This window comes from Thalassospira profundimaris (assembly GCF_003326755.1).
Taxonomy (GTDB): Bacteria; Pseudomonadota; Alphaproteobacteria; order Rhodospirillales; family Thalassospiraceae; genus Thalassospira; species Thalassospira profundimaris_B.
In genome coordinates this window covers 181,074-207,587 of record NZ_JPWH01000003.1, presented here as the reverse complement: position 1 = coordinate 207,587, position 26,514 = coordinate 181,074, and the positions used below count along the sequence as shown (strand labels likewise).

Sequence of the window (26,514 nt, the reverse complement as noted above, 5' to 3'; positions counted from 1 at the left end):
AACAGTCTTAGACCAAACGGCTACGTTCTTTGGCAGCCTTGATATAGGACACGAACAGCGGATGCGGGTCCAGCGGACGTGACCGGAGTTCCGGATGGAACTGGACACCAATGAACCACGGATGATCGGGATATTCCACAATTTCCGGCAAACGGCCATCCGGTGACAGACCAGAGAATTTCAGTCCGTTGGATTCAAGCTGCTCCAGGAAGTTGATATTGACTTCGTAACGATGACGATGACGCTCCAGCACTGTTTCCGCGCCATAAATATCACGGGCACGGGTACCGGCAACCAGCTTGCATTCGTAATTACCAAGACGCATGGTCCCACCCAGGTCATCTTCACCGCTACGGCGCTCGACCCGGCCGCCATCCTTAGCCCATTCCGTCATCAGGCCGACAAGCGGCACTTCCGTCGGGCCAAATTCCGATGACGACGCATTGGTGATACCTGCCAGATTACGGGCAGCTTCCAGAACAGCCATCTGCATACCAAAACAAATACCGAAATACGGCACTTTGTTCTCACGGGCGTAGCGCGCGGCTGCGATTTTGCCTTCCGCACCCCGTTCACCAAAGCCGCCGGGCACCATAATGGCGTCCAACTTGCTTAAACGTTCGCTGACATTTTCGTCTTTTTCCAGATCGTCAGATGCAATCCATTCGATCCTGACGCGCACCTTATTGGCAATACCACCATGTGTCAGGGCCTCGGTCAAAGACTTATAAGCATCGGGCAACTGAATATATTTACCAACAATACCGATTGTCACCTCGCCTTCCGGGTTCCGAACGATATCGCAAATATTTTCCCAGCGCCCCAAATCCGGCTCCTGGGCCTGCAAACCAAAATGGTGCAGAACTTCGTTATCAAGGCCGTACTTATGATAGCTGATCGGCACCTGATAGATATTGTCGACGTCATAGGCCGGAATAACCGATGCTTCACGGACATTACAGAAGCGCGCAATCTTGCGGCGTTCATTGACCGGAATTTCGCGATCACAACGGCACAGCAGCACATCCGGCTGAATACCAAGCGATTGCAGTTCCTTCACCGAATGCTGGGTCGGTTTGGTTTTCAACTCCCCGGCCGACGGGATATAGGGCACCAGGGTCAGATGCAGGAACATCGTGCGACCATCGCCCAGTTCATTGCCCATCTGGCGGATGGCTTCGAGGAATGGAAGACTTTCGATGTCGCCAACTGTGCCGCCAATTTCGACAAGAACAAAATCTTCGGTCGCGTCGCTCTGAACGAATTCCTTGATGGCATCGGTGATGTGCGGAATGACCTGAACCGTGCCCCCGAGATAATCACCACGGCGTTCACGCGCGATCACCGACGAATAAATACGTCCGGTGGTCACATTGTCCGAACGACGCGATGAAACGCCGGTAAAACGTTCATAGTGACCAAGATCAAGGTCGGTTTCAGCCCCATCTTCGGTGACATAGACTTCACCATGCTGATACGGGCTCATGGTGCCTGGATCGACGTTGATATAGGGATCAAGCTTGCGCAAACGAACGGTAAAACCCCGCGCCTGAAGCGAGGCACCCAATGCAGCAGAAGCCAGCCCCTTGCCCAACGAAGAAACCACGCCACCAGTAATGAAAATATAACGGGTCATATCCATGCCTCATCTCAAAGCACAAAGCCACGGTTGTGCAACTTGCAAACCGGGGAGCAAACAATTCAAAAATTGAGGCGGCAATTTTGCCGCCTCTGATATCGGTATTTAGCTATTAACGTGTCGGCGCTGCCGGACCGCTATCTTGTTGCGGCGCCGGAGAAGGTGCCGTTTTATCAACATCAGACGTGGCCGCAGGCGCAGGAGCCTGATCCAGAATGGATGTCGGCGCAGCACGATGATTGCTCAACAACGCCAGAGCAAGGCTTGTAATCATAAAGGCCGCAGCCAGAATTGCCGTTGTGCGGGTCAGAAGGTTTGCGGCACTCCGCGAACTCATAACACCGAAATTACCGCCACCGCTATTGCCGCCGCCAATACCAAGTCCGCCGCCTTCACTGCGCTGAACCAGAATTACGGCAATCAAGCCGATCGCAAGAAGCAGGTGGATTACCAGAATGACAGTCTGCATGGCCTCAAAACTCTTGACTTGTAAATCCGGCGGCAGTCTGTTTGCTGCCTGACCGGGCAAAATTTGATGCGTGTTTAACGCGTTTTGAAACGGTTGGCTAGTCTGTATTTGGCACGCGCCAAACCACAAAATCGCCAACCAGATAAAATAACAGTCACCCCGCCTAAGGCAGGTTACACATTACGATCTGTTTTTCGGGAGAATTCCCGGCCTGAAGCAAGAAAAATTCCTCGCGCCGGGAACACATCTTCGCCGATCATGCGTGAAAATGCAAGACTGCCATGTGCAATCCGACATTTATTCTGAAAAAACATAATCACATTGAGCACGCCGGAGCGACAACCTTATTCCGGTCATACCTATAAATAAGGTATCGCTCCCGCAAGTTTGGAAAACCGCACGCTTATTTACAGGCGGAAACAATACCCCAAAAATCCTCAACCTTCAGGCTGGCACCACCAACAAGCGCCCCGTCCACATTTTCGACCGCCAGAAGTTCCGCCGCATTGGACGGCTTTACCGAACCGCCATAAAGAATGCGAAACGCGTCACCATCAGCAAAACGTTCCTTTAATTTGCGACGAATGGCAGCGTGCATTTCCTCGACATCGGCAACGGCTGCGGTGCGCCCTGTGCCAATCGCCCAGACAGGTTCATAAGCAATTACGGTATTTTCCGCTGTTGCGTCTTCGGGCAGGGAAACATCCATCTGGCCACAAACAACGGCAATGGCAGCACCCAGATCACGTTCCTGTTCGGTTTCCCCTACACAGACCACAGCCGTCAAACCGGCATTATGGGCCGCAATTGTTTTCTGACGAATGATCGTGGAACTTTCACCGTGGTCGGCACGACGTTCGGAATGCCCCAAAATGACGTGACTGGCCCCAATATCCGCCAGCATAGAGGCTGCAATATCGCCGGTATGCGCACCGCTTTTGTCAAAATGGCAATCCTGCCCGCCAGCATGAATGTCACAATGCCCCAGCACACCCACAACATCCGCCAACAGGGTTGCTGGCGGGCAAAGCAGAATGTCGCACTCTGGCCGCTCGCTTGCACCCGACAGTTTGCTGGCAAGGCCGCTGGCAAGCGCCAGTCCGTCGTCACGCAAACAGTTCATTTTCCAGTTACCGGCAATCAGGGGGCGACGATCAGACATTGAAACCTTCCTCGACTTTATATGTTGATGCGTATGCCGTTTGGCAAAACAGAAATTGCAATGGCAATCCCTTCATCATGAATGATCATTTATGACGACGTTTCCGACGCGCGTTTTAACATGCCTGCGCCTGCGGGAAAAGCCTGCTTTCCCCCTCTTGCCACAGCATTTCAAACGGCTTATGCAATCGGGTGTTGCCGCCCTATCCTCCTCCCATTAAGATGCGCCTCCGATCCGCACGGTTTTGACCGATTACCGGCACCGTTTTGGCAAAAAGTTGCCGGCCAACATGCGCCGGTGCGACGCAACGAATTGTTAGGCTACGGAATATGCTTTCTGGCATTCGCACATTTTCACAATCCATCTTTGCCAAAATTCTTTTTGGCATTATCGCGATCAGCTTTGTCATATGGGGTCTGAATGCCTCGATATTGAACCTTGGCAATTCCCGCGAAGTCGCCGAAGTCGGCAGCCAGTCTATCACGCCTGTCGAACTGGACCGTGCATTCAAACGCAATATCGACAAAATGCGTCGGGTTTTCGGGCCCAGCTTTGATCAGCAGCAGGCGATCCAGATGGGACTTTTGAACAATACGGTTCAGGGTCTTGTGTCGCAGAAACTGCTTGAAGAAAATGCCCAGGATATCGGTATTGGTATTAGCGACGACAAAGTTCGCAGCAGCATTTTCAACAACAAGAATTTTCAAAGCCAGACCACCGGCCAATTTGATCGCAAACAATTCGAGCAGATCCTGTATCAAAACGGTTACAGCGAAGCCGAATTTATTGAAGGTATGCGCAGCGACCTGATGAGCCAGCAGGTTGTCACCAGCCTTGAGGCTGCCAGCACCCCGCCTGCACCGATGGTCAAAGCCATTGCTGCGTACCGTAATGAAGATCGCAGTGGCCGGTTCGTTACGCTGGACAACGATGACATTGATCCGATTGAAGCCCCGTCCGATGATGTTTTGAAAAAATACTATGACGACCACGGCAACCAGTTCACGGCACCGGAAACCCGCAATGCAACCCTCGCCCTGCTGACAGTTGACGGTATTGCCAAAAACATGACTGTTACGGACCAGGAAGTGCTGGATGCCTACAATCAGCGCATTGCCGAATTCCAGACGCCGGAAAAAAGAGCTGTCGAACAAATCCTGTTCGCACCGAACGAGAAGGAAAGCGCCACTGAAGCCTACAAGGCGCTTCAGGGCGGTGAAGACTTCATGAAGGTTGCCACCGAACAGGCGGGTATGAAGGAATCGGTTGTCAAACTGGGGGAATTCACCAAGGAGAACATGCTGCCTGCGTTGCGTGACACCGTGTTCAGCCTGCCCGAAGGTGGGTATTCCAAACCGGTTGAAACAGCACTTGGCTGGCATATTCTGCGCGTCACCTCCATCACCCCGGCCCATGAACAAAGCTTGGATGAAGTGCGTGAACAGGTCGAAAATGGTGTCAAACGTCAAAAGGCGGAAGACCAGATTTTTGATATTGCCGCCCAGCTTGATGATGAACTGGGTGCCGGTACCAGCCTGAAGGATGCCGCAGAAAAAGTTCATGCGCAGCTTTACAACCTGACCGACATCAAAAAAGGACAGGATCTGGGCCACGGTATTCCCGACAGTCAGGAAATCAACGCCAAAATCTATGAACTTAATGAAGGCGACGAAAGCTTCCTGGAAGAAACCCAGAATGGCGACCGCTACGTCGTGAGCGTCACCAAGGTAACACCGTCAGCCGTCAAGCCGTTCAAAGATGTCCGCGATGATGTCGTCGCCGCCTGGAAGGTCGAGGAAAAACAGCGTCGTTTATCCGACAAGGCCGATGCCCTTGCCGCTCGTATCAATGACGGCAGCGCAAAACTGGACACCATCGCCGCCGAGCTGGACAACAGCATTGATGAAACCGGTGAGACAACCCGCGATGGTCGCGGTCTTTCCGCCGATGCCAGCCCCGCCATTGCCGGCGCCCTGTTCGACCTGGAAAAGGGCAAGGCAAAATCGGTGAGCGGTGCCAATGGTGTGGCCGTGGTTGTTCTTGACAACATCAAAGCGGCAAATACTGACCTTGGCAAGGACGACCCCATTGTTACCGAGTTGCAGGACAGCCTGAAGCAGGACATTGTTTCGCAATATCTTGATTACCTGCGGGACAACATTTCTGTCAGCGTCAATAATTCCGTGATTAACGGTCTTTACGCACAGAATGCTGCCAACTAGGTCAGCCAGACCAATCAGGGCGATCCGGCAGCGGGTCGCCCTTTTTTAGTTCCCGACGCATTTTATTTGGTTTTGATCGGATGGCCGCTATGGATATCAAACCGGATTTTGAAACATTCGCCCGCAACCACCAGGCAGACATTGCCCAGGTCGTCTACACCTCGCTAACGGCTGACCTTGATACGCCGGTTTCCGCGTTCCTGAAATTGGCGGAGGGCCTGCCCAACACCTATCTTCTCGAATCGGTTGAAGGAGGTGCCAGTCGTGGTCGTTATTCCTTTATCGGTTTTAAACCGGACCTGATCTGGCGCTGCTTTGGTGACCGGGCGGAAATCAATCGTCGTGTCATGGCCGACGCTGATGATTTTTCCGTGCAGGATCAAAAACCGCTGGATGCGCTAAAAGCCCTGATCGCCGAAAGCCACATTGACCTGCCCGACCATCTCCCGCCCATGAGCGCCGGACTGGTCGGCTATATGGGTTATGATACTGTCCGCCTGATGGAAAAACTGCCCGATGAAAACCCGGACAACCTGAACGTGCCCGATGGCATTTTCATCCGTCCGACTGTCACGGCCAGCTTTGATACCATTGCCGATACGGTAACGGTTGTCACCCCTGTCCGCCCCGAAACCGGGATTGATGCACAGGCAGCCTATGACCTCGCCTGTGCCCGCCTCAATGACGTGGTGCAGCATTTCCAGCGCAACCTGTTTATTGACCGGCGTTCACGCACCGTCCCCCAGGATTTGCCTGAACCCGACGTCAGCGTTGACGAAGCGGGCTATCGCGAGATGGTCGAACGGGCGAAAGAATATATTCGTGCTGGCGATATTTTTCAGGTTGTGCTGTCACAACGCTATTCACTTCCTTATCGCCTGCCGCCTTTTGCCTTTTACCGGGCGTTACGGCGCATTAATCCCTCGCCCTTTATGTTCTATCTTGATATTGGCGGTTTTCAGGTCGTTGGCGCCAGCCCGGAAATTCTGGTACGTCTGCGCGATGGCGAAGTTACCATTCGTCCGATTGCCGGCACCCGCAAACGCGGCAAAAATTCGGAAGAAGACAAATTTCTGGCCCGGGACCTGCTGGATGACCCGAAAGAACGCTCGGAACACCTGATGCTGCTGGATCTGGGCCGTAATGACGTAGGCCGGGTTTCGCAACCGGGCACTGTTCGCGTGACCGACCGTGAAACCATCGAATATTATTCGCATGTCATGCACATCGTCTCAAATGTCGTCGGCCAGATAGACCCGCAATATGATGCGATGGATGCGCTAAAGGCTGGTTTTCCTGCAGGTACCGTCTCGGGTGCGCCCAAAGTCCGTGCGATGGAAATCATTGACGAGCTTGAACCCGTTCGCCGCGGCATTTATGCCGGTTGTATCGGTTATATTTCGGCAGACGGCTCGATGGATACCTGCATTGCGCTGCGTACTGCCGTGATCAAGGATGAAACAATTCATATTCAGGCGGGGGCTGGCATTGTTGTTGATAGCAAGCCCGAAATGGAACACCAGGAGTGCCGCAACAAGGCCGGTGCCCTGATGGCCGCCTGCCGCGAAGCACACCGTTTCGCCTGAGATAAAAACGGCCCTGCCGTCACGCCTGAAAAAACAGCGGATGCCTGAATAATCGGGCATCCGCTGTTTTTGGTCGCATCATCTGACCAGTCAGCAGGGTCAACCTGTTACCTTCACCCCGTTTCGGCGAATAATATCGGTTGCCGGTACAAAGACAAAACCGGCCGCCTGCATTTTGGGGATCCATTTATTCAGGGCTTCCAGCGTCAAATCACGCGGATGACCGATGGCAACGGCATAGCCGCGCTTGCTGGCAACACTTTCCACCCGGTCCAGCATCTGGCTGATTTTTGCCGCATCATCCGCATCATCCAGAAACACGTCACGCTCGATGGCTGGAACATCAAATTTTTGGGCTTCCTGATATCCGACCGATTTTGCACTGGTCCGCGAGTCCAGAAACATAAGTCCCCTGGCCTTCATCACCTGCATGACGACCGCCATTCGTTCGGGATCAGCGGTAAACTTGCTACCCATATGGTTGTTGACACCCACATAGCCGGTAAAGCGATCCAGCATCCAGCTCATTTCATTTAAAATGGCAACCTTGTCATAGCTGGTCAAAAGCGCATGTGGGCCGGGATCAACAACCCTTGAAGTCGGTTCCATCGGCATATGCAACATAATCTCGTGACCACGTTTGCGCGCCGTTGCCACCTGTTCTGGCAAATGCGTGGCATATGGCAGGAATGAAAGCGTAATCGGCGCTGGCAGCTCTGCCGCACGCTCGGTTCGTGGTTTATCAATACCGGCATCATCAATAATAATGGCAATAACAGGCGCATTACCGGTATCAGGCACATGCGTTGCAAATTTTTGCCAGGCTAATTCCGTTCCTGCACCAAAACCTTTCTCTGGTGACGGTAAAGGCGCAACTTTTGGCGCCGGATTAACCCTTGGCTCTGGTATCGTTTCCGTATCATTCTGCGGATTTTCGCCTTCCGGAACACGTTCAACCATATAACCTGGGCGGTTTGGCGCGTCATACCCTTTGGAAAAGTCCATATCCGACTGTTTTGGCTGATCCGTACGGTCAGAAGTATCAGGCGCGGGACTACTTTTTGCCAGATCATTAACCGCCTTGTGCGCAGCGCGATCAAGCTCAAGCATACTCGCCGCTGCAATTATCGCCGAAACAGCGCCCGCCACCATCGCGGCACCAAGCATCAGCCGCTTGAAGCCTCCCGGCTTTTTGGGCGGTTTTTTTCCTGTCTTCGTTTTACCGCGTGGTGCGGTTTTTTTCTTTTTTGCCGGTGTTGAGCGCCGTGCCACGCCGTCTCTCCAATCCATGAAATTCGGGTCTTGATGCCCATAAAAACGCAAATCCGACCTGCCTCATAACAGGCAAACCGGCTTCCAGATCGTCTCTGGCCGCACATTCTTAGCCGGTCTCTGGTTAGCAGCCTGTTAAAGCCTGAAAAACACGACCGCTACCGCTTGACGTAGCCACAAGGCCGTTTATTCTCGCGCAGTCTAAAACACGGAAGGCTTCAGGACAGCGATGTATCTGCTCATCGATAATTATGACAGCTTCACATTTAATTTGTGGCATTTTTTACGTGAACTGGGACTCGAGGTCAAAGTTGTCCGCAATGACGAAATCAGCGTTCACGATGCGTTGGCAATGAAGCCGGAAGGAATCGTTATTTCACCTGGCCCCTGTGACCCGGACCAGGCCGGTATTTGTGTTGATCTGATCAAGGCGGCCGCCGGACAGGTAAAACTTCTTGGGGTTTGCCTGGGGCATCAGGCAATTGGGGCTGCATTTGGCGGCAATGTTGTCCGCGCGCCGCACTGCATGCACGGCAAAACCGACGTCATGCACCATGAAGGCAAAAGTGTGTTCAAGGACCTGCCAAACCCGATCACGGCAACACGTTACCATTCCCTGGTCGTCGATCGTGCAACCCTGCCCGATTGCCTCGACATCACCGCGCACAGCAATGACGGTCTGATCATGGGGCTGCGTCATCACACGCATGAAATACATGGTGTTCAGTTTCATCCCGAAAGCATCGCATCGGAACATGGACACGATCTTTTAAAAAATTTCATCGATTTCTCCGCCGCCTGAAGTGTCCGGAGCCAAAACAAGGGGAACATTCCATGTCCACGGAACATGATCTCAAGCCGACACTGGCCAAAGTCGCCACTGGCGCAACCCTGAGCGAGCAAGAAGCCGAACAGGCCTTTGACGTTTTGATGTCCGGCCAGGCGACCCCCTCGCAAATGGGGGCCTTTTTGATGGCGCTGCGCCTGCGCGGTGAAACAATCGAAGAAATCACCGGGGCGGCCCGTGTGATGCGGGCAAAGGCAACCGGCGTTACGGCCAGCCCCGATGCCGTTGACACATGCGGCACGGGCGGCGATGGCAGCGGCACCTATAATATTTCGACAGCAGCCGCCATTGTTGCCGCTGCCTGCGGCGCTAAAGTCGCCAAACACGGCAACCGTGCCGCCTCGTCAAAGTCCGGTTCGGCAGACGTGCTGGCAACACTTGGCGTTAATATCGATGCCGATATATCGCTGCTGGAAAAATCGCTAAAACAGATTAATTTATGCTTCATGATGGCGCAGCGTCACCATTCCGCAGTGCGCCACGTTATGCCGACCCGCGTTGAAATGGGCACGCGGACCATTTTCAATCTGCTTGGCCCGTTGGCAAACCCGGCAAGAACCAGACAGCAGGTTATTGGCGTCTTCGGCAAAGAATGGGTTGAACCAATCGCCCATGTCTTAAACCGCCTTGGTTCCCACCATGCGTGGGTTGTTCATGGCGATAGCGGCCTTGATGAAATTTCTGTCACCGGCCCCACCTTCGTTGCCGAGGTCAAGGACGGAAAAGTTGCCACATTTGAAATCAATCCTCAGGACTACGGCATTTCCCTGTCAACGCTTGAGGAACTAAAAGGCGGCGATGCACAAACCAACGCCACGGCGATCCGGGAATTGCTGGCAGGGAAGAAAAACGCCTATCGCGATATTGTTCTGCTTAATGCGGCAGCAGCCCTGGTTGTTACCGGGATTGCCAAAGACATTGCCGACGGTATCGCGCGGTGCGAAACCGTCATCGACAATGGCAGTGCGGCCAAAACACTGGAACAGTTGGTAGCAATATCGAACGAAGGGAATGCCGCATGAGCGACGTACTTGAAAAGATCTGTAACGACAAGCATGACCATATTGCAGCCTGCAAAGCGCGCAAATCACTGGCAGAGCTTCAGGCAGAAGCAGCAGAACAATCGGCCCCGCGCGGTTTTATCGCCGCGCTTGAAGCATCCGTTGCCCAAGGTCGCTATGGCCTGATTGCCGAGATTAAAAAGGCATCGCCATCCAAAGGTCTGATCCGTGCCGACTTTAACCCGCCTGCCCTGGCCCGGGCTTATCAGGCGGGAGGTGCAAGCTGCCTGTCAGTCCTGACCGATATTCCCTATTTCCAGGGGGATGATTCCTATCTGGTTGCGGCCCGTGCGGCGGTTGACTTACCGGTATTGCGCAAGGATTTTATGGTTGATCCTTACCAGATCACCGAGGCCCGCGCCCTGGGTGCTGATTGTATTTTGCTGATTATGGCTGCGCTTGAAGACAGCTTGGCTGCAGAGCTTGAATCTCAGGCCCATGAATTGGGAATGGATGTACTGGTTGAAGTTCATAATGCACCAGAACTCGAACGGGCACTTAAACTGAAATCCAAACTTATTGGCATAAACAACCGTAATCTAAAGACCTTGGATGTATCCCTCACCACCACTGAACAGTTGGCAGAGATGGTTGACGGCGAGCGTTTGCTGGTTTCCGAAAGCGGTATTTTCACGCCTGATGATCTGGCCCGCATGGGTAAAGTGGGTGCAAAATGCTTCCTGATCGGGGAGAGCCTGATGCGGCAGGATGATGTCGAGGCAGCCACGCGGGCGCTGCTGACCAAAGCAGCCTGAAATCAAAATCCGTCCGTGACTGTATGAGAACCGGAATACGCCAATGCCCCAAAAACTGACCCATTTTGACGATGGCGGCAACGCCGTGATGGTTGACGTTTCAACAAAATCGGTCACGGCACGCACCGCCACGGCCAAAGGCCGGGTTATGATGCATTCTGACACCGCAAAACTGATCGCAAGTCGCGGCCATAAAAAAGGTGACGTTCTCGCAATTTCGCAACTTGCCGGTATTATGGGTGCAAAACGCACTGCCGATCTGATCCCGTTATGCCACCCCCTGCCACTTGATTCGGTTTCCGTCACACTGACCCTGGCCGAAGAGGAACCTGCTGTTGACATCACCGCGACCTGCAAAACCTCTGGCCGCACCGGCGTTGAGATGGAGGCATTAACCGCCGTCTCCGTTACCGCACTGACCGTATTTGACATGTGCAAAGCCGTCGATAAAACCATGCAATTGACCAATATCCGCGTCATTTACAAGGAAGGAGGCAAATCCGGCACGTTTACGGCCGACTGATCTTTGTAAGAACACGGTTTAAGTGTGCTTATTGCGCGCAAGATGCTTGACCACCGATCAGAACCAAAGTAGAACATTAGTGTATTCGATTTGTTCTTATTTGGGTTTGGGAAAATGCCATGCTGACGCGCAAGCAATACGAATTGCTAGTCTATATCGACAATCACCTTCGCGATCACGGTATTTCACCTTCGTTCGATGAAATGAAGGAAGCGTTGAACCTGAAATCCAAATCAGGCATTCACCGGTTAATCACCGGGCTTGAGGAACGCGGTTTCATTCGCCGTCTTGCGCATCGGGCACGCGCGCTTGAAGTTCTGCGCCTGCCCGACAATAACGATGATGATGCTGCAGTAATGCCCAGTACGGCGCACGTTACCCCCATTTCATCTGCCAGGAAAACGACCCATCGTCCTGCAACGGTGCCCTCGGCCTTTTCCGAAATTCAGGAAAGCGTTTCCCTGCCCCTGTATGGCCGGATCGCCGCCGGTACCCCGATTGAAGCCCTGCGCGATCAAAGTACCCAGGTTCAGGTTCCGGCAGCCCTTTTGGGCACCGGGGAGCATTACGCTCTTGAGGTATCCGGGGACTCCATGATTGAGGCCGGTATTCTGGATGGTGATACGGTCCTGATTCAACGATGTGAACATGCCAATGACGGCACCATCGTTGTTGCCCTTGTTGATGATAGCGAGGCAACCCTCAAACGCATTAAACGTGGTTTGGGCCAGGTCTTGCTGGAGCCTGCCAATTCCCGCTATGAAACACGCGCCCTGCCACCGGAGCGCGTGCAAATCCAGGGTCGACTGATTGGTCTGCTGCGGCAATATTAAGCAAAACATCCCTTCAGATCAGCGGCCACCAATGATGATCCAGGGCCAGTTGCCGCTGGTCTGCCTTACGGTTACATAGCGTGAAGCGACCTGTTGATCGCCTAAAAAAACCGTAACACCGCCCTGCCACCACAACACATCGTCGTCAATAATCAGCGGCATTCTCTTCACTCCGCGACATGCTGAAACGGGAAAATCCTGTTTCAGGACGACAATCACGTCCGCATGGCGACAAAGATAGAATGGATCATCTATTTTATCAGATATAACAATAGACTTTCCATTTTTCTTAAACCAGCATCTTTGCTGTACACAATACATTTCCTCCCGTTTTTCCGGTACAAAACCGGTTCCGAAACGGGCATTCCAAATGTCACGGTGAAAGCCGCTGACCCGGTCATTAAACACCAAATCATCATCCTGATTGCGATAAAATGCCCAGTCTTTTTGGTCCCCTCCCACCAACAGATCAGGCGATTGGGCACTTAAAGAAGCAATTCCGGCCCCCACAGCAGGAACGATAGCAAACACCCACAACACACGCTGTCGCCAAATCACCAGCCATAGTAGTGTCAACAGGCTCAAAATAACGGCCAAGGCAGACGGCTGCGCAATATGCCACACCCCCCAATCCTGACGACCAACAAGATGAGCAAGCGCGATCAAAACATCCAGGCCCGGAGCAAGAAAACCAAGGGCGATTCCTTCTAGTCCCAAGGGCAATAAAACCAGAACCGCAACAATGCCGGGCATAATCCAGAACGCCATAAGGGGAATCGCAACCAGATTTGACACGACTCCCAGCAGAGAAATGCGCCCGAAATGAAACCCGATGATCGGGGCCGTTACCGCCGTCACCATGATGCCGGTAATAAACAACGCAAACAGATACCGCCCAATACGCTGCCATATGGGCAGATCACGCTGAGGTGAAACCAGTCGTCCCCCTTTGCCCTGGTAAAAAGCGACAAGTGCTGTGACGGCGGCAAATGAAAGCTGAAAGCTGGCCCCTAAAATCGCGTCGGGACGCAAAACCATGACAATGACGGCAGCAATCGCCACCAGTCGCAAAGAAATGGCGCGCCGATCCACCAGCACGGCAAACAGAACGATTGCCGTCATCACGAATGCCCGCTGGGTTGGCACCGTTGCACCAGACAGCAGCAGGTAAAAAGCACCTACGATAAAACCGGCGATCGCCGCCCATTTTTTGATCGGATATCTCAGGGCGACCGAGGGAAACAATGCCAGCCCGAAACGAACCGTAAAAAACACCACGCCACAAAGCAGCCCCATATGAAGTCCGGATATTGCCAGCAAATGGGCCAAACCGGATTTGCGCAAATCCTCTGCCAGTGCGGGCGCAACACCACCCCGTTCCCCCACCAGAATGGCATTGGCCAGCCCGGCTCTGGCCGGTTCAAGGCCGTTATTGATCCACTCCATAATCGCCAGGCGGATTTTTTCTATTCTTTCAAAGAACCCGGTTTCAGCCGTCAGATCACGATCAATCCGGTAACTGCGGCCCAATGCAAATCCGGTTGCCCCAATCCCGTCAAAATAAAGGTTTCTGGCAAAATCCGGGTCACCAGGCGTTTCAGGTACACTAAGCGGAAAAATCTTGGCTTTTCCCGCAAAATAATCTCCGGGACGCGCCTCTATATCGCCCGAAAGCGACAGTCTGACCTTTTGCGGCCATTGATCGCGAGACAATCCTGCGATGCCATCCGGCGCAACCATCAAACGGGTGCGTCCGTTTCTCGGTTCCAGTGACAGTATTTTGCCCTGCAAATTGTCGGTATAAAGCGTCTTCTTAAGAACCGGCCCTTGCAGAATGTACAAATGCACCTGGACAATTCCGCCACCTGCCAGCGCAAAAAACAGCATCAAACAACAAAAAAACGGGATGACATGGTGACGACTCACCCACATACCGACCAGCGTGATCAATAACGCAACAGCCAATAAAACATCCGAAGGTTGCGCCTTAAGCGAAAAATATACCGCCTGACCCAACCCAAGGAACATGGCACATGACAAAATCCATTTTTCACGGTCCTCTGCCAACGCTGTAGCGATATACTCATAAACAGCGTTAAGACCTTGAAAAAAATTAATTTGTCGCCATTTTATGCGACGAATGTTGAATGGTATAATGTGCCTCGGGCTTTTATCTATCATCCACTGTGGTGCAACAGCATTCCGAATATGATATAGCCTGCACGCCAAATGTCTTAACGACAAGCGACAACATCCAGAAAAAATGGATAAAGCGAATGACGGTTGTTACCCGTTTTGCCCCGTCTCCGACAGGGTTCCTGCATATTGGTGGTGCACGTACCGCCCTTTATAACTGGCTTTATGCCAAGCATACCGGTGGCAAATTTCTGCTGCGCATCGAAGATACCGACCGCGAACGTTCGACCCCCGAGGCCGTCCAGGCAATTTTTGCCGGTTTGAACTGGCTGGGCCTGAACGCTGACGAAGAACCCGTCATGCAGTTCGCCCGCCGTGACCGTCATGCCGAGGTTGCTCATAGCCTGGTTGAAGCCGGCAAAGCATATTTCTGTTATTGTTCGCCCGAGGAACTGGCTGAAATGCGCGAAAAGGCCCGCGCAGAAGGCCGTCCGATGAAGTATGATGGCCGCTGGCGTGACCGCGATGCGCGTGAAGCGCCAGAAGGCATTAAACCCGTCGTACGCCTTAAGGCACCGCTTGAAGGTGATTCTGTCATTCATGATCAGGTTCAGGGTGAAGTAAGGGTGGCGAACGACCAACTTGACGACTATATCATCCTGCGTGCTGATGGCACACCAACCTATATGCTCTCTGTCGTGGTCGATGACCATGACATGGGCATTACCCACGTCATTCGCGGTGATGATCACTTGACCAACGCATTTCGCCAAAAGGCGTTATATGATGCGATGGGCTGGGATGTTCCCACCTTCGCCCATATTCCGCTTATTCACGGACCGGACGGCGCGAAGCTGTCCAAGCGTCATGGCGCGCTTGGCGTTGAAGCCTATCGTGACGAAATGGGTTTCCTACCGGAAGCCATTAACAACTATCTGTTGCGTCTGGGCTGGGGGCATGGCGATGACGAGGTCATCTCTACCGAGCAGGCGATTGAATGGTTTGACATTGCCGATGTTGGCAAAGGCGCGTCACGTTTTGACTTTGCCAAACTGACCAACCTGAACGGAATTTATATACGTCAGGCTGATGATACGCGCCTTGCGGATCTTATTGCACCTGCCATTGCGGCTGAAATCGGCGTTCGCGATTTAGATGCAGTGCAAAAACAAACCTTGATCAAGGGCATGTCAGGGCTTAAAGAAAGAGCAAAGACCCTTACCGAATTGGCACAATCTGCCACTTTCTATGTGTCAAATGGCGTCCTATCTTTCAATGACAAGGCACAGGCATTGATAGACGGTGCCCCTGCCGGACTGTTTGCCGCACTGGCAAATGAACTGGCTGGTCTTGATACCTGGCACGAAGAAGCCATCGAGACTGTTGTCAAACAGTTAGCAGAAAGCAAAGACCTGAAACTGGGCAAAGTCGCTCAGCCTTTGCGCGCTGTTTTAACAGGCTCCAATTCTTCACCGGGCATTTTTGAAGTAATGCATGTGCTCGGCAAACCCGAAACGCTGAACCGTATTAAAAAATTTGACGCGGTATAACAGCACCAAAAAAATATCGGGAAAACTTTAGTCTGTTTGCGCTTTGTGCGCTGCGGCATTATGCTGCACCCAATCGAAAACCATGTTCGTTAACAGGGAAGGAAAAAAAGTCATGGCTCAGAATTCCAAGACTTCCCATACCGTGACGCTAACCGACAATTCCAATGGCAAGTCGTACGAGCTTCCGGTTCTTGAGGGAAATATTGGACCGTCGGTCATCGATATCCGCAAACTTTATGCTGATACCGGTTACTTTACCTATGACCCCGGCTTTACCTCGACTGGTAGCTGTGAATCGACGATTACATATATTGATGGTGACAAGGGTATCCTGCGTCATCGCGGTTATGCAATCGACGATCTGGCTGAAAAAGCTGACTTCCTTGAAGTTTGCTATCTGCTGCTTTACGGCGACCTGCCCAACAAGGCAGAACGCGACAAATTCCGTGGTGACATCACCATGCACACAATGGTGCATGAACAGATGCGCAACTTCTATAACGGTTTCCGTCGTGACGCCCACCCGATGGCGATCATGTGTGGCTCAGTTGGTGCCATGTCGGCTTTCTATCATGACAGCACCGACATCAGTGATCCGAACCAGCGCCTGATTTCAGCCTATCGCCTGATTGCAAAAATGCCGACCATCGCGGCGATGGCCTACAAATATTCCATCGGTCAGCCGTTCCAGTATCCGAACAACAATCTGTCATATGCAGAAAACTTCCTGTCTATGATGTTTGGCGTTCCGTGCGAAAAATATGAAGTCAATCCGGTCCTGGCAAAAGCAATGGACCGTATCCTGATCCTTCATGCCGACCATGAACAGAATGCTTCGACCTCGACCGTTCGTCTGGCCGGTTCTTCGGGCGCAAATCCGTTTGCCTGTATTGCGGCTGGTATTGCCTCGCTTTGGGGTCCGGCACATGGCGGCGCAAACGAAGCCGTTCTGAAAATGCTCAACCAGATCGGCGATGTGAAAAACATCCCTGAATTCGTGAACAAAGCCAAAGACAAAAACGATCCGTTCCGTCTGATGGGCTTTGGGCACCGGGTTTACAAAAACTACGACCCGCGCGCCAAGGTGATGCAGGCAACCTGCCATGAAGTTCTTAAGGAACTCAATGTTCAGGACCCGCTGCTTGACGTTGCGCAGGAACTGGAACGTATTGCACGCGAAGACGATTATTTCGTTGAAAAGAAACTGTACCCGAATGTCGATTTCTATTCGGGCATCATTTTCAAGGCGATGGGCATTCCCGAAAGCATGTTCACCGTGCTGTTCGCTGTTGCCCGTACAGTTGGCTGGATTGCCCAGTGGAAGGAAATGATCGAAGATCCTTCGCAGAAAATCGGTCGTCCCCGTCAGCTTTTTACTGGCGAAGTCGAGCGCGAATTCAAGGAAGTCGATGCCCGTTAATCCGGGCCAGCATCGATTTCTAGTCTAAACGCACATCACAGAAACTCCCTGCTTCACGGCAGGGAGTTTTTTACGTTCTGTCATACAGACGAAAAAAATCCCCGCACCAAAACGGGGATTTTTCCATAAATTATCTTCAACAGGCAAAACTGCAGAACAAAAGGAAATTACCAGCTACCGGTATTTTCCATGCTGGCCCAGGGTTCTGCTGGCGCAAGGGATTCGCCCTTTTGCAAGAACTCGATGGAAATACCATCCGGCGAACGTACAAAAGCCATGTGACCATCACGTGGTGGGCGGTTAATGGCAACACCGGCATCCATCAATTTCTGGCAAAGTGCGTAAATGTCATCAACTTCGTAAGCAAGATGGCCAAAGTTGCGCCCCCCGGTATATTCTTCCGGATCCCAGTTATACGTCAGTTCCAGTTCAGGTGCTTTATGCGCTTTGGCATTCGGAACATCCTGAGGCGGCGCAAGATAAATCAGGGTAAAGCGCCCCTTTTCACTTTCGATACGACGGGTTTCTTCCATCCCCAGCAGGTCGCAATAAAAATTCATTGAAGCGTCAATATCTTTGACACGTACCATCGTATGCAAATAGCGCATAAAAAAACTCCCATTCAATTTTTTGAAAGCTCAAAACTTACAGAACGTCAGTCATTTGGAAAACCCACAGGCCTGTAACTTCTGCCAACTTCTTAGAACGTCATGTAAATCTGGTTTATTTACCCTTAAGCGCAAGCCTTAAAACAACATCCGCAGCTTTGTCGCTGGGTGGCGTTTGCCCAAATCCCAGCAATGTCGTGGCTTCATCAAAACCGGCAAGCTGTGCATCACGCGCCTCTCCCGGCTCAACAAGGCGTTTCATCGCAGCATACAGCCCCTCGGCTGTGCACTCTTCCTGCAAATATTCCGGTATCAGCTTACGCCCCAGAACGAGATTAATAATCGTCACAGTATCGATTTTTAAAAGTTTCCGTGCAAGCCAGGCGCTCGTCGCACTGACACGATATCCGATAACATGGGGTACTCCGACAATTCCCAGCTCCAGCGATACGGTTCCTGATGCTGCCAAGGCCACGTGAGCACAGCTAAAGGCGTCCCGGCGCTCCTGATCGGTTGCAACCACAATGGTCTTTACCGGCCATTCTGCAACGGTCTGACGGACAATATCCTCGACCTTGCTGACCGTCGGAATAACAAAGCAAAATTCGGGATCATCCTGTGCCAGGCGCACAACAACATCACGAAAGACAGGCAACAGGCGTCCCACCTCTGAATGTCGACTGCCCGGCAAAACCGCTATCACCCGGGTTTGATCGCGAAGGCCATGTTGATTGCGAAAACGCACTGCATCTCCACCGTGGCGTTCTTCAACGGCAGAATGGCCAATAAACGTGGTGGGCAGGCCCTCACGCTCGAAATACGAGGGTTCAAACGGCAAAAGCGCCAAAAGATGATCGAGAAACTTTGCAATTTTACGGGCGCGGCCAGGACGCCAGGCCCAAACCGACGGCGCAACATAATGAACCAGCGGAATACCGGAATGAACGAGCTTCTTGCCGACACGAAAACTGAAATCGGGTGCATCAATCGTAACGACAATGTCAGGGCGTTCGGCAATCGCCAGTTCAGCCGTTTCCCGAATGCGACGTAAAAGACGCGGGATGTGCGGAATGACTTCTGCCAGCCCCATCACCGACATTTCGTTCATCGAAAACAGGCTTTGCATGCCCTCGCCGATCATGCGGGGACCACCAACACCGATAAAACTGACATCGTCATATTGGCGCTTTATGGCCGCCATTAAACGCCCACCAAGCTGATCTCCCGATGCTTCTCCGGCGACCAGCATGATTTTCAAGGGTCGCGTGTCTGACAATGCCGAATTTTCTTTCGTATTTTCGATAAGATCACTCATGAGTCGTGCTGCCCGTTTCTGGCAGACCAATCAAAAAAAGTCCTAACTGGTTTGCTTTTTCAATCACGGCTGCCCGGTCAATAATCATGGTTCCCCCGGCCTGTAGCGCAATCCCTGCCAATCCGGCAGCATGAGCCTGCTCGATAGTCGTGATACCAATCGCCGGCAAGTCCAGCCGCTTGTCCTGCTGTGGCTTGCTGGTTTTTACCAACACGCCGCCTGCTCCGGGGCGGGCATAACCGGCGGAGCGGCGAATCATTTCGTCTGTTCCTTCAATGGCCTCAACCGCCAACACCAGCCCCTGCTGGACAATACATCCCTGCCCCACATCAACCCGGCCCAGAACTTTGGCAATTTCCAGCCCGCGCCGCGCGTCACTCAATGCCTGCTCGCTGGGTAAAACAGCCCCCAGGGTTCCCTCGGGCGCAATCAGGTCAGCCATAATTTCATGTGCGCCCACAAGGCGAAAACCATCGCGTTCCAGCTCCTGTCCGATAATTCGCAGCAAGCCATCGTCACCCAGTGATTTAAAACCGATTTTCGCCAGCAATCTGGCACCCCGCAAATCCGGGCGAATGGAAGCAAATGACGGACGTTTTACCTTGCCCGCCAAAACAACATCGACACAGCCTTCGGCTTTTAACCGTGACAGGATTTTTCCTGCCGCCCCCAGCCGAATGACCTCATAAGGCGCGCCCAGGGCATCGGGAGCCTCGCAATGGCCCTCAAGCGCAACAACGAACACCGCCCGCCCCGATGCCTTTGCGGCACCGACAAGGCGGGCGGGAAGATCACCACCACCTGCGATCAGGCCAATTTTACCCTGCGGAACTGTCATATTTCGGTGTGCAGACAGAGCGTGTGCTCTCTGCTTTCAGAAAATTGATGATTTCCATAACCGGGCCCACATCGGCAAAGTCCTTGGCGACTTCCTCAACGCGTTCCGCCAGCGTACCCTCGTGGGCAAAAACAAGACGATATGCCTTGCGCAGGGAATGAATCGTTTCACGATCAAAACCACGGCGTTTGAGGCCCACAATATTCAACCCTGACAAATAGGCGCGATTGCCAATAACCGACCCATAGGGAATAACGTCGCTTTCAACGCCCGTCATCCCGCCAATCATGGCATGTCGGCCAATACGAACGAACTGGTGCACCGCCGACAATCCACCAACAATGGCAAAATCATCGACATGGACATGTCCCGCCAAGGTTGCATTATTGACCAGGATACAATGATTGCCCACCATACAATCATGGCCAATATGGGCACCTGCCATCACCAGGCAATCGTCCCCCACCGATGTCAGCATGCCGCCGCCTTCGGTACCGGGATTCATGGTGACACCTTCGCGAATTTTGGCACGTTTGCCCACCACCAGTCGCGAGGCCTCGCCCTTGAATTTAAGATCCTGCGGCGCATGACCGATCGAGGCAAAAGGGAAAACAACACTTTCATCGCCCAGCGTGGTATTTCCAGCGATCACCACGTGCGAATGCAGTTTTACCCCGTCCCCCAGAACCACCGAAGCGCCCACCATGCTATAGGGGCCGATTTCGACATCCTGACCGAGCTGCGCACCGTCTTCGACAATTGCTGTCGGATGCACGTTTGCCATTATCAATTATCCCGGATCATCGCAGCAATCGTTGCTTCGGCAACAACCGCGCCGTCAACAAGAACTTCACTTTCAAATTTCCAGACCGGCCCCCTGCTTTGTTTTTTCCGCACGTGAATGTGCATCACATCGCCCGGAACAACCGGTTTGCGGAAACGCGCACTATCAATGCTCATGAAATAAACCAGCTTGCCTTCGGAATCAGCACCCAGCGTATGAACCACCAGAATGGCCGCCGTCTGCGCCATTGATTCAATAATCAAAACACCGGGCATAATCGGCTGCTGCGGAAAATGACCGGCAAATTGCGGTTCATTCATCGTTACATTTTTAATCCCGACGGCCGATTCATCTGCCGCAATATCAATGACCTTGTCGATCAACAGAAACGGATAACGATGCGGGATCATCTCCAGAATACGCTGGATATCAACATTTGCCAGTTCGGTCATAAACAGTGCCCTTATTTCTTTTTTCGTATCAGTCGCGAAAGCGCAACGGTCTGCTTGTGATATTCCATCATGGGAACAGCCGGGCTGCCACCAACAACATCGCCCGGTTTCATGTCTTTCATGACACCGGCCTGTGCCGCAACTTTGGCGCCATCACCCAGTGTCAGATGTCCGGTAATGCCAGCCTGCCCCCCAACAACGACAAAATGTCCAAGTTTCGTCGATCCGGAAATGCCAACCTGTGCAACAATGACACACCCCATGCCCATTTCCACGTTATGGCCGATTTGCACCAGGTTGTCGATACGACAACCATTGCCAATCACGGTGTCGGGCCCGGCACCCCGGTCAATCGTGGCATTGGCACCAATTTCAACGTCGTTGCCAATGATAACCCGTCCCAATTGAGGGACTTTCAGATGCCCTTGTGCGCCCATTGCAAAGCCAAAACCATCCTGACCAATGCGCACGCCAGAATGAATGATGCACAAATTGCCAATCAGCGTATGTGTCAGGGCTGCACCCGGACCAATATAACATCCCTGGCCAATAACAACACCGCGGCCAATTACAGCATTGGCCGAAATGCGACTGCCATCGCCGATTTCCGCATTTTCCTCGATCACGGCCCCCGGATCAATCTGCACATTGTTGCCAAGGCGTGCGCTGGGGTGAATGTGGGCAGCCTGGGAAATTTCACCCGTTGCCGCTTCAGCCGGATAAAACGCCGTCGCCGCCTTGGCATAAGCACGATAGGGATCGTCGCTGGTAAAGACGATCATGCCTTCCGGAGCACGATCCGCAAATTCCGGGCGGGCAATACACGCACCGGCCTTGCTCGAGACAAAGGCATCAATATATTTGCGATTGTCAAAAAAACTCAGGCAGGTTTCATCTGCAACCTGCAAAGGTGCCACATCGACAAAAGACCGGCTTGCGCCGGTCGTTTGTACAAGCGTTGCACCGGAGATTCTCGCAATCTCCGCCGCATCGAATGGCCCTTTGCGTTTAAAAAAACGCGTATCTGCCATCAGGGAGCTTCCTTAAATTCGACCGTCAGCGAGGGAATGGCCGCATTGATTTTGTCAAAAACCTCTTTGGTCGCATCCATTGCATTGGCATGAAGGATAACCTGGCTTTTGTGCAGAACCAGCGTTGCTTTGCGTTCTTCCGCAACGTCGGCAATAATTTCAATCAGCTTCTTTTGAAACTTGATCCGCGCTTCATTCACCGCTTCATCCAGAACCTTGTTCCGGCCCTGGGCAAATTTCTGAAACTCAGCCACTTTCTTTTGAAATTCGGCACGTTTCTGCTGAAGAACATCCGCACTCAACAAAGTGCGCTGTTGAGCAAGTTTCTGATCTTCATCCCGAAGGGCCTGTTGACGCTTTTCAATTTCGGCCTGGTAGGAATCACGGCGTTTCTCAACCTGCTTACGCATATCCTGCATGGCAGAGGCTTCACGCATGATGCCTTCAAAATCGACGATCATGACAACCGCCGTCGTATCCTTGGGGGCAGCAGCGGACTGGGCATGCGCCTGCACACCCAAGCCCGTTACCATCAGGGCAATCAGAAGAAATCTTTGGGCAGTTTTCATCATATACATCAGAATCTGGTTCCGAAATTCAGTCGGAACACTTCCTCTTTGTCATAATCTTCTTTGAGAACAGCCTGCGACAGGTCAACACCAATCGGGCCAAACGGTGACTCCCAGCCTACCCCAATACCAACAGACCCGCGCAGTGATCCCGTGTCATAAATTTCGCCGGGACGATCGCCATCAACCCCCCAAGACGAACCGAAATCCGAGAAGACACGCCCCTTAAGTGCAAATTCTGACGGCAGCCCCAGCGGGAAATCAAGCTGAACTGTACCGGCATAGTAAAATTTACCCCCGACAGCGTCATCACTTGCCTTATCGCGCGGACCGACACCCCCGGCCGAAAAACCGCGCAAGCTGGAACCACCAAGCAGGAAACGCTGGGAAATACGCGTATCCTCGCCAATCCCGAAGATATAGCCCGAAGACCCCTTGGTGCTCAGAATCCATTCTTTCTGACGATCAAGCGGGAAGTAATAACCAGCAGAAACACGTGATTTAAGATAGCGTTCCGAACCACCAAAACCGGCCAAATCATTGGAAAGCTGAGCGAAATAACCATCTTTCGGTGACACACTGCTATCACGCTGATCATAAGTCAGGGTTTGACCAATGGTAGATTCACTAAAACTGCTATCTTCATCACGCAGCAACCGCGACGCATCGGATTTCACATCGGAATATTCATCAAACTCAAGGCCATAACGGACCTGCTGGCTCAGATGCTCGGTAAAGTTATACCCGGCACGCAGACCAAAACCGGTCTGTTTTTCATCATACGAGCTTTCGTCCTGATTATCATCCTCGCGACGGAAAACGTCGAAACCGGCACTGACATCCCTGTTCAGGAAATAAGGCTCGGTAAAGGACAGATCAACCTGGCGGCTTCTACCACCAACGGTGAAGCCCAAGCGCAAATCCTGACCGCGTCCCAACAGGTTGCGTTCCCGAATGCCCGCCTGACCAAAAGGCCCCTGGTCCGTACCGTAACCGGCACCAATCGAAAATTCACCTGTCGATTTTTCATCAACATCGATTTCGACAACCGATTTGTCCGGCTCGCTGCCTGGCAGGGTTTTGACGTCTACCGTTTTAAAGAAGTTCAGATTTTCGATACGCTGGCGCGACCGGTTCAGTTTCGACGTACTAAAGGCGTCGCCTTCCACGAAACGAACCTCGCGACGAATGACTTCATCAAGCGTTCGGACATTGCCAACAATATCAATACGTTCGACGTAAACTTTCGGACCTTTTGTAATATTGAAAGTCACATTGATCGTATTATTTTCACGATCCCGTTTGATTTCAGGTTTGATGTCAACGAAAGCATAACCGCGATCACCGACATAATCCGTCAGTGATTTGATCATGTCTTCGACAACATCCGAATTATACCAGTCGCCCGGCTCAACCTTGATCAACGGTTTCAATTCATTGACATCAAGCTTGTCAATCTCGGAGTTGATTTTGATGTCACCAAACTTATACCGTTCGCCTTCGCTAACAGTGTAGGTGATAAAAAAGTCAGAACGATCCGGTGTCAGTTCGGCAACAGACGACAGCACCTGGAAATCGGCATAACCGGCTGACAAATAGAACCGGCGCAACAATTCGCGGTCAAATGTCACACGGTCCGGGTCATAATTGTCATCCGAGGTGAGAATCTTCCACCATGCGCTGGTCGTGGTCCGGATAACGCCCTGCAGTTCGTCATCATCAAAGGCCTTGTTGCCAACGAAGTTGATGCGACGAACACCTGTTGCTTCGCCCTCGTTGATTTCAAAAACAAGATCAACGCGATTCTGGTCACGCTGAATAACCTTGGGGGTTACAGTGGCAGCAAAACGCCCGGAACGACGATACAGATCAAGAATGCGCTGAACGTCGGCCTGAACCTTTGTCCGCGTATAAACCACGCGCGGTTTCAACTGCACTTCAGAGGTCAACGCATCGTCTTTAAGACGTTTGTTTCCCTCGAAGGCGATCCGGTTGATGATGGGATTTTCCACCACCTTCACCACCATCGTACCATCGTTGTAGGAAATGGAAACGTCAGCAAACAGATCCGTTGCAAACAAAGCCTTAAGCGAGTCGTTGATCTTTTGCGGGTCATATTCATCGCCCGCACGGACCTTGAGATACGCATCCACCGTACCGGTTTCGATACGGTTATTCCCTTCCACGCGGATCTGCTGGATGGTGGGATAGTTCTGAGCCTGAGCATCCACCGGCAGGAATACCGGAGCCGTGGCACCCGCAAGGGCTACCATCATCGCAGCAGTTCGCATTTTTCGCAGCAAAACCAACCCCCTGATATATGCAGTCATCCGCCGGCAAGGCCCTTGAAGAAATTCCAGACGCCCAGATGCGACAGATCATTCCATGTTGCAAAAATGATTAAGCTGAATACCAAACCCGCGCCCAGACGGAAACCATATTCTTGCGCTTTCGCACTCATGGGTTTACCGCGCAACGCTTCGATCAGGTAAAAAACCAGATGTCCGCCATCAAGAAGCGGAACCGGCAGAAGATTAATCAACCCCAGACTGACGGACAGATACCCCATAAAGGACAGCAGCGGTGCAATGCCGCTTTCTGCCACCTGACCAGACATCTGCGCAATCCGGATCGGCCCGCCAAGTTCCGAACTGTCACGCGTACCAGCAATCATTTCGCCAATCGCGCTGAATGTTTGCGTGACAATTCCGAAAGTTGTGTTAACGCCATGCCCGATTGCATCAAAAATTCCGTCGCGATGGGAAACAACTTTGCCCGCAGAGATACCAAGACGACCAAATGTCTCGGAATTGGGTCCTTCACCTTTGGTAATAGCCTGCGGCGTTGCCTGAATATCCAGGGTGTTGTCACCCCGTTTAACGGTCAGATCCACCTGTTGACCCGGCTTTTCATGAATCAGAACATAAAGTTCGTCAAACCACTCGATCTGCTTTCCATCAACAGCGACAATCTGGTCATTTGGCTGCAATCCGGCAGCGGCAGCGGCACTGTCGGGTGTGACTTCACCAACGACCGGCAAGGCACGTTGCTGACCAACAAAGGCAAACAGCACCGTGAAAATGACAATCGCGAATATGAAATTCGCCAAAGGGCCGGCAAAAACAATCGCGGCACGCGCCAAAAGACCCTTGTGGTGAAACGCATATTTGCTTTCTTCCGCATCCAGGTCATCGCGCATACCGGCACTGGCGGGGTTCATGTCGCCATACATCTTGACATAACCGCCAAGCGGCAAGGCACTGATCTTCCAGCGCGTTCCACTTTTGTCGTTCCAGCCGACAATTTCGGGGCCAAAACCGATGGAAAAAGACTCGACCTTCACGCCCGCCTTGATTGCGACCCAGTAATGTCCGAATTCGTGTACAAAAACCAGAACAGACAAAACAAAAAGAAACGCAAGAACAGTAACCATCTAGCAGTT

Annotated in this window: 23 protein-coding genes; 9 read left to right on the top strand and 14 right to left on the bottom strand. The window is 52.3% G+C overall.

Annotated features, from left to right (window positions below; translation table 11 throughout):
* Positions 1 to 7: 7 nt before the first annotated feature.
* The 3 genes from TH25_RS05505 to tpiA all read right to left on the bottom strand — a co-directional run bounded on the left by TH25_RS05505 (position 8) and on the right by tpiA (position 3,270).
* Positions 8 to 1,636, bottom strand: coding sequence for a CTP synthase (locus TH25_RS05505; RefSeq protein WP_114087424.1), 1,629 nt, complete (start codon positions 1,634 to 1,636; stop codon positions 8 to 10).
* Between the two features lie 115 nt (positions 1,637 to 1,751).
* A complete protein-coding gene (secG, locus tag TH25_RS05500) occupies positions 1,752 to 2,246 on the bottom strand; it encodes a preprotein translocase subunit SecG (protein WP_404969412.1) in 495 nt (164 codons plus the stop codon).
* 265 nt (positions 2,247 to 2,511) lie between these two features.
* Positions 2,512 to 3,270, bottom strand: a complete 759-nt coding sequence (gene tpiA / locus TH25_RS05495) for a triose-phosphate isomerase (RefSeq protein ID WP_114087422.1) — start codon at positions 3,268 to 3,270, stop codon at positions 2,512 to 2,514.
* Between the two features lie 329 nt (positions 3,271 to 3,599).
* Between tpiA and TH25_RS05490 the strand changes: the two genes are divergently transcribed.
* Both TH25_RS05490 and trpE read left to right on the top strand, forming a co-directional pair.
* Positions 3,600 to 5,492 carry a SurA N-terminal domain-containing protein gene (locus TH25_RS05490; protein WP_114087421.1) on the top strand — a complete coding sequence of 631 codons (1,893 nt, stop codon included), beginning with the start codon at positions 3,600 to 3,602 and terminating at the stop codon, positions 5,490 to 5,492.
* Between the two features lie 89 nt (positions 5,493 to 5,581).
* Positions 5,582 to 7,078 (top strand): anthranilate synthase component I, encoded by a 1,497-nt coding sequence (gene trpE, locus TH25_RS05485; protein WP_114087420.1) that lies wholly within the window; start codon positions 5,582 to 5,584, stop codon positions 7,076 to 7,078.
* Between the two features lie 99 nt (positions 7,079 to 7,177).
* Here the strand turns inward: trpE and TH25_RS05480 are convergent, their stop codons facing one another.
* The gene (locus TH25_RS05480) at positions 7,178 to 8,350 is read right to left on the bottom strand and encodes a divergent polysaccharide deacetylase family protein (protein WP_114087419.1); all 1,173 of its coding nucleotides are present in this window, start codon (positions 8,348 to 8,350) and stop codon (positions 7,178 to 7,180) included.
* Between the two features lie 229 nt (positions 8,351 to 8,579).
* Between TH25_RS05480 and TH25_RS05475 the strand changes: the two genes are divergently transcribed.
* From TH25_RS05475 to lexA, 5 genes are all read left to right on the top strand, one after another.
* Complete coding sequence (locus tag TH25_RS05475; RefSeq protein ID WP_114087418.1) at positions 8,580 to 9,152, top strand: anthranilate synthase component II; 573 nt, start codon at positions 8,580 to 8,582, stop codon at positions 9,150 to 9,152.
* A gap of 32 nt (positions 9,153 to 9,184) precedes the next feature.
* A complete protein-coding gene (gene trpD / locus TH25_RS05470; RefSeq protein WP_114087417.1) occupies positions 9,185 to 10,219 on the top strand; it encodes an anthranilate phosphoribosyltransferase in 1,035 nt (344 codons plus the stop codon).
* Positions 10,216 to 11,013, top strand: a complete 798-nt coding sequence (trpC, locus tag TH25_RS05465) for an indole-3-glycerol phosphate synthase TrpC (protein ID WP_114087416.1) — start codon at positions 10,216 to 10,218, stop codon at positions 11,011 to 11,013. Before trpD ends, trpC begins: the two co-directional genes overlap by 4 nt.
* Before the next feature lie 43 nt (positions 11,014 to 11,056).
* Positions 11,057 to 11,536 carry a cyclic pyranopterin monophosphate synthase MoaC gene (gene moaC, locus TH25_RS05460; protein ID WP_114087415.1) on the top strand — a complete coding sequence of 160 codons (480 nt, stop codon included), beginning with the start codon at positions 11,057 to 11,059 and terminating at the stop codon, positions 11,534 to 11,536.
* Between the two features lie 119 nt (positions 11,537 to 11,655).
* The gene (lexA, locus tag TH25_RS05455) at positions 11,656 to 12,369 is read left to right on the top strand and encodes a transcriptional repressor LexA (protein WP_114087414.1); all 714 of its coding nucleotides are present in this window, start codon (positions 11,656 to 11,658) and stop codon (positions 12,367 to 12,369) included.
* A gap of 18 nt (positions 12,370 to 12,387) precedes the next feature.
* Here lexA and TH25_RS05450 read toward each other — a convergent pair whose 3' ends face one another.
* The gene (locus tag TH25_RS05450; protein ID WP_114087413.1) at positions 12,388 to 14,397 is read right to left on the bottom strand and encodes a ComEC/Rec2 family competence protein; all 2,010 of its coding nucleotides are present in this window, start codon (positions 14,395 to 14,397) and stop codon (positions 12,388 to 12,390) included.
* Between the two features lie 248 nt (positions 14,398 to 14,645).
* Between TH25_RS05450 and gltX the strand changes: the two genes are divergently transcribed.
* Positions 14,646 to 16,055 (top strand): glutamate--tRNA ligase, encoded by a 1,410-nt coding sequence (gene gltX, locus TH25_RS05445; RefSeq protein WP_114087412.1) that lies wholly within the window; start codon positions 14,646 to 14,648, stop codon positions 16,053 to 16,055.
* A 112-nt stretch (positions 16,056 to 16,167) separates the two neighbouring features.
* Entirely contained in the window at positions 16,168 to 17,475 is a 1,308-nt protein-coding gene (locus TH25_RS05440) for a citrate synthase (RefSeq protein ID WP_114087411.1), read from the top strand.
* A 167-nt stretch (positions 17,476 to 17,642) separates the two neighbouring features.
* Here TH25_RS05440 and TH25_RS05435 read toward each other — a convergent pair whose 3' ends face one another.
* The 9 genes from TH25_RS05435 to rseP form a co-directional block, all read right to left on the bottom strand.
* On the bottom strand, positions 17,643 to 18,083 hold the full coding sequence (locus TH25_RS05435) for a VOC family protein (protein WP_114087410.1): 441 nt from the start codon (positions 18,081 to 18,083) through the stop codon (positions 17,643 to 17,645).
* 115 nt (positions 18,084 to 18,198) lie between these two features.
* Positions 18,199 to 19,398 carry a lipid-A-disaccharide synthase gene (gene lpxB, locus TH25_RS05430; protein ID WP_114087409.1) on the bottom strand — a complete coding sequence of 400 codons (1,200 nt, stop codon included), beginning with the start codon at positions 19,396 to 19,398 and terminating at the stop codon, positions 18,199 to 18,201.
* Positions 19,391 to 20,236: an LpxI family protein gene (locus tag TH25_RS05425; protein WP_114087408.1), complete on the bottom strand. Its 846-nt coding sequence runs from the start codon at positions 20,234 to 20,236 to the stop codon at positions 19,391 to 19,393. The genes lpxB and TH25_RS05425 overlap by 8 nt, the downstream gene beginning before the upstream one ends.
* Positions 20,217 to 21,020, bottom strand: a complete 804-nt coding sequence (gene lpxA, locus TH25_RS05420) for an acyl-ACP--UDP-N-acetylglucosamine O-acyltransferase (RefSeq protein ID WP_114087407.1) — start codon at positions 21,018 to 21,020, stop codon at positions 20,217 to 20,219. Before lpxA ends, TH25_RS05425 begins: the two co-directional genes overlap by 20 nt.
* A 2-nt stretch (positions 21,021 to 21,022) precedes the next feature.
* Positions 21,023 to 21,472 (bottom strand): 3-hydroxyacyl-ACP dehydratase FabZ, encoded by a 450-nt coding sequence (gene fabZ, locus TH25_RS05415; protein WP_114087406.1) that lies wholly within the window; start codon positions 21,470 to 21,472, stop codon positions 21,023 to 21,025.
* Between the two features lie 11 nt (positions 21,473 to 21,483).
* Positions 21,484 to 22,503 (bottom strand): UDP-3-O-(3-hydroxymyristoyl)glucosamine N-acyltransferase, encoded by a 1,020-nt coding sequence (lpxD, locus tag TH25_RS05410; protein ID WP_114087405.1) that lies wholly within the window; start codon positions 22,501 to 22,503, stop codon positions 21,484 to 21,486.
* The gene (locus TH25_RS05405; protein ID WP_114087404.1) at positions 22,503 to 23,081 is read right to left on the bottom strand and encodes an OmpH/Skp family outer membrane protein; all 579 of its coding nucleotides are present in this window, start codon (positions 23,079 to 23,081) and stop codon (positions 22,503 to 22,505) included. The genes lpxD and TH25_RS05405 overlap by 1 nt, the downstream gene beginning before the upstream one ends.
* A complete protein-coding gene (gene bamA / locus TH25_RS05400; RefSeq protein ID WP_258549042.1) occupies positions 23,081 to 25,348 on the bottom strand; it encodes an outer membrane protein assembly factor BamA in 2,268 nt (755 codons plus the stop codon). The genes TH25_RS05405 and bamA overlap by 1 nt, the downstream gene beginning before the upstream one ends.
* 50 nt (positions 25,349 to 25,398) lie before the next feature.
* Complete coding sequence (gene rseP, locus TH25_RS05395; protein WP_114087403.1) at positions 25,399 to 26,505, bottom strand: RIP metalloprotease RseP; 1,107 nt, start codon at positions 26,503 to 26,505, stop codon at positions 25,399 to 25,401.
* Positions 26,506 to 26,514 lie beyond the last annotated feature (9 nt).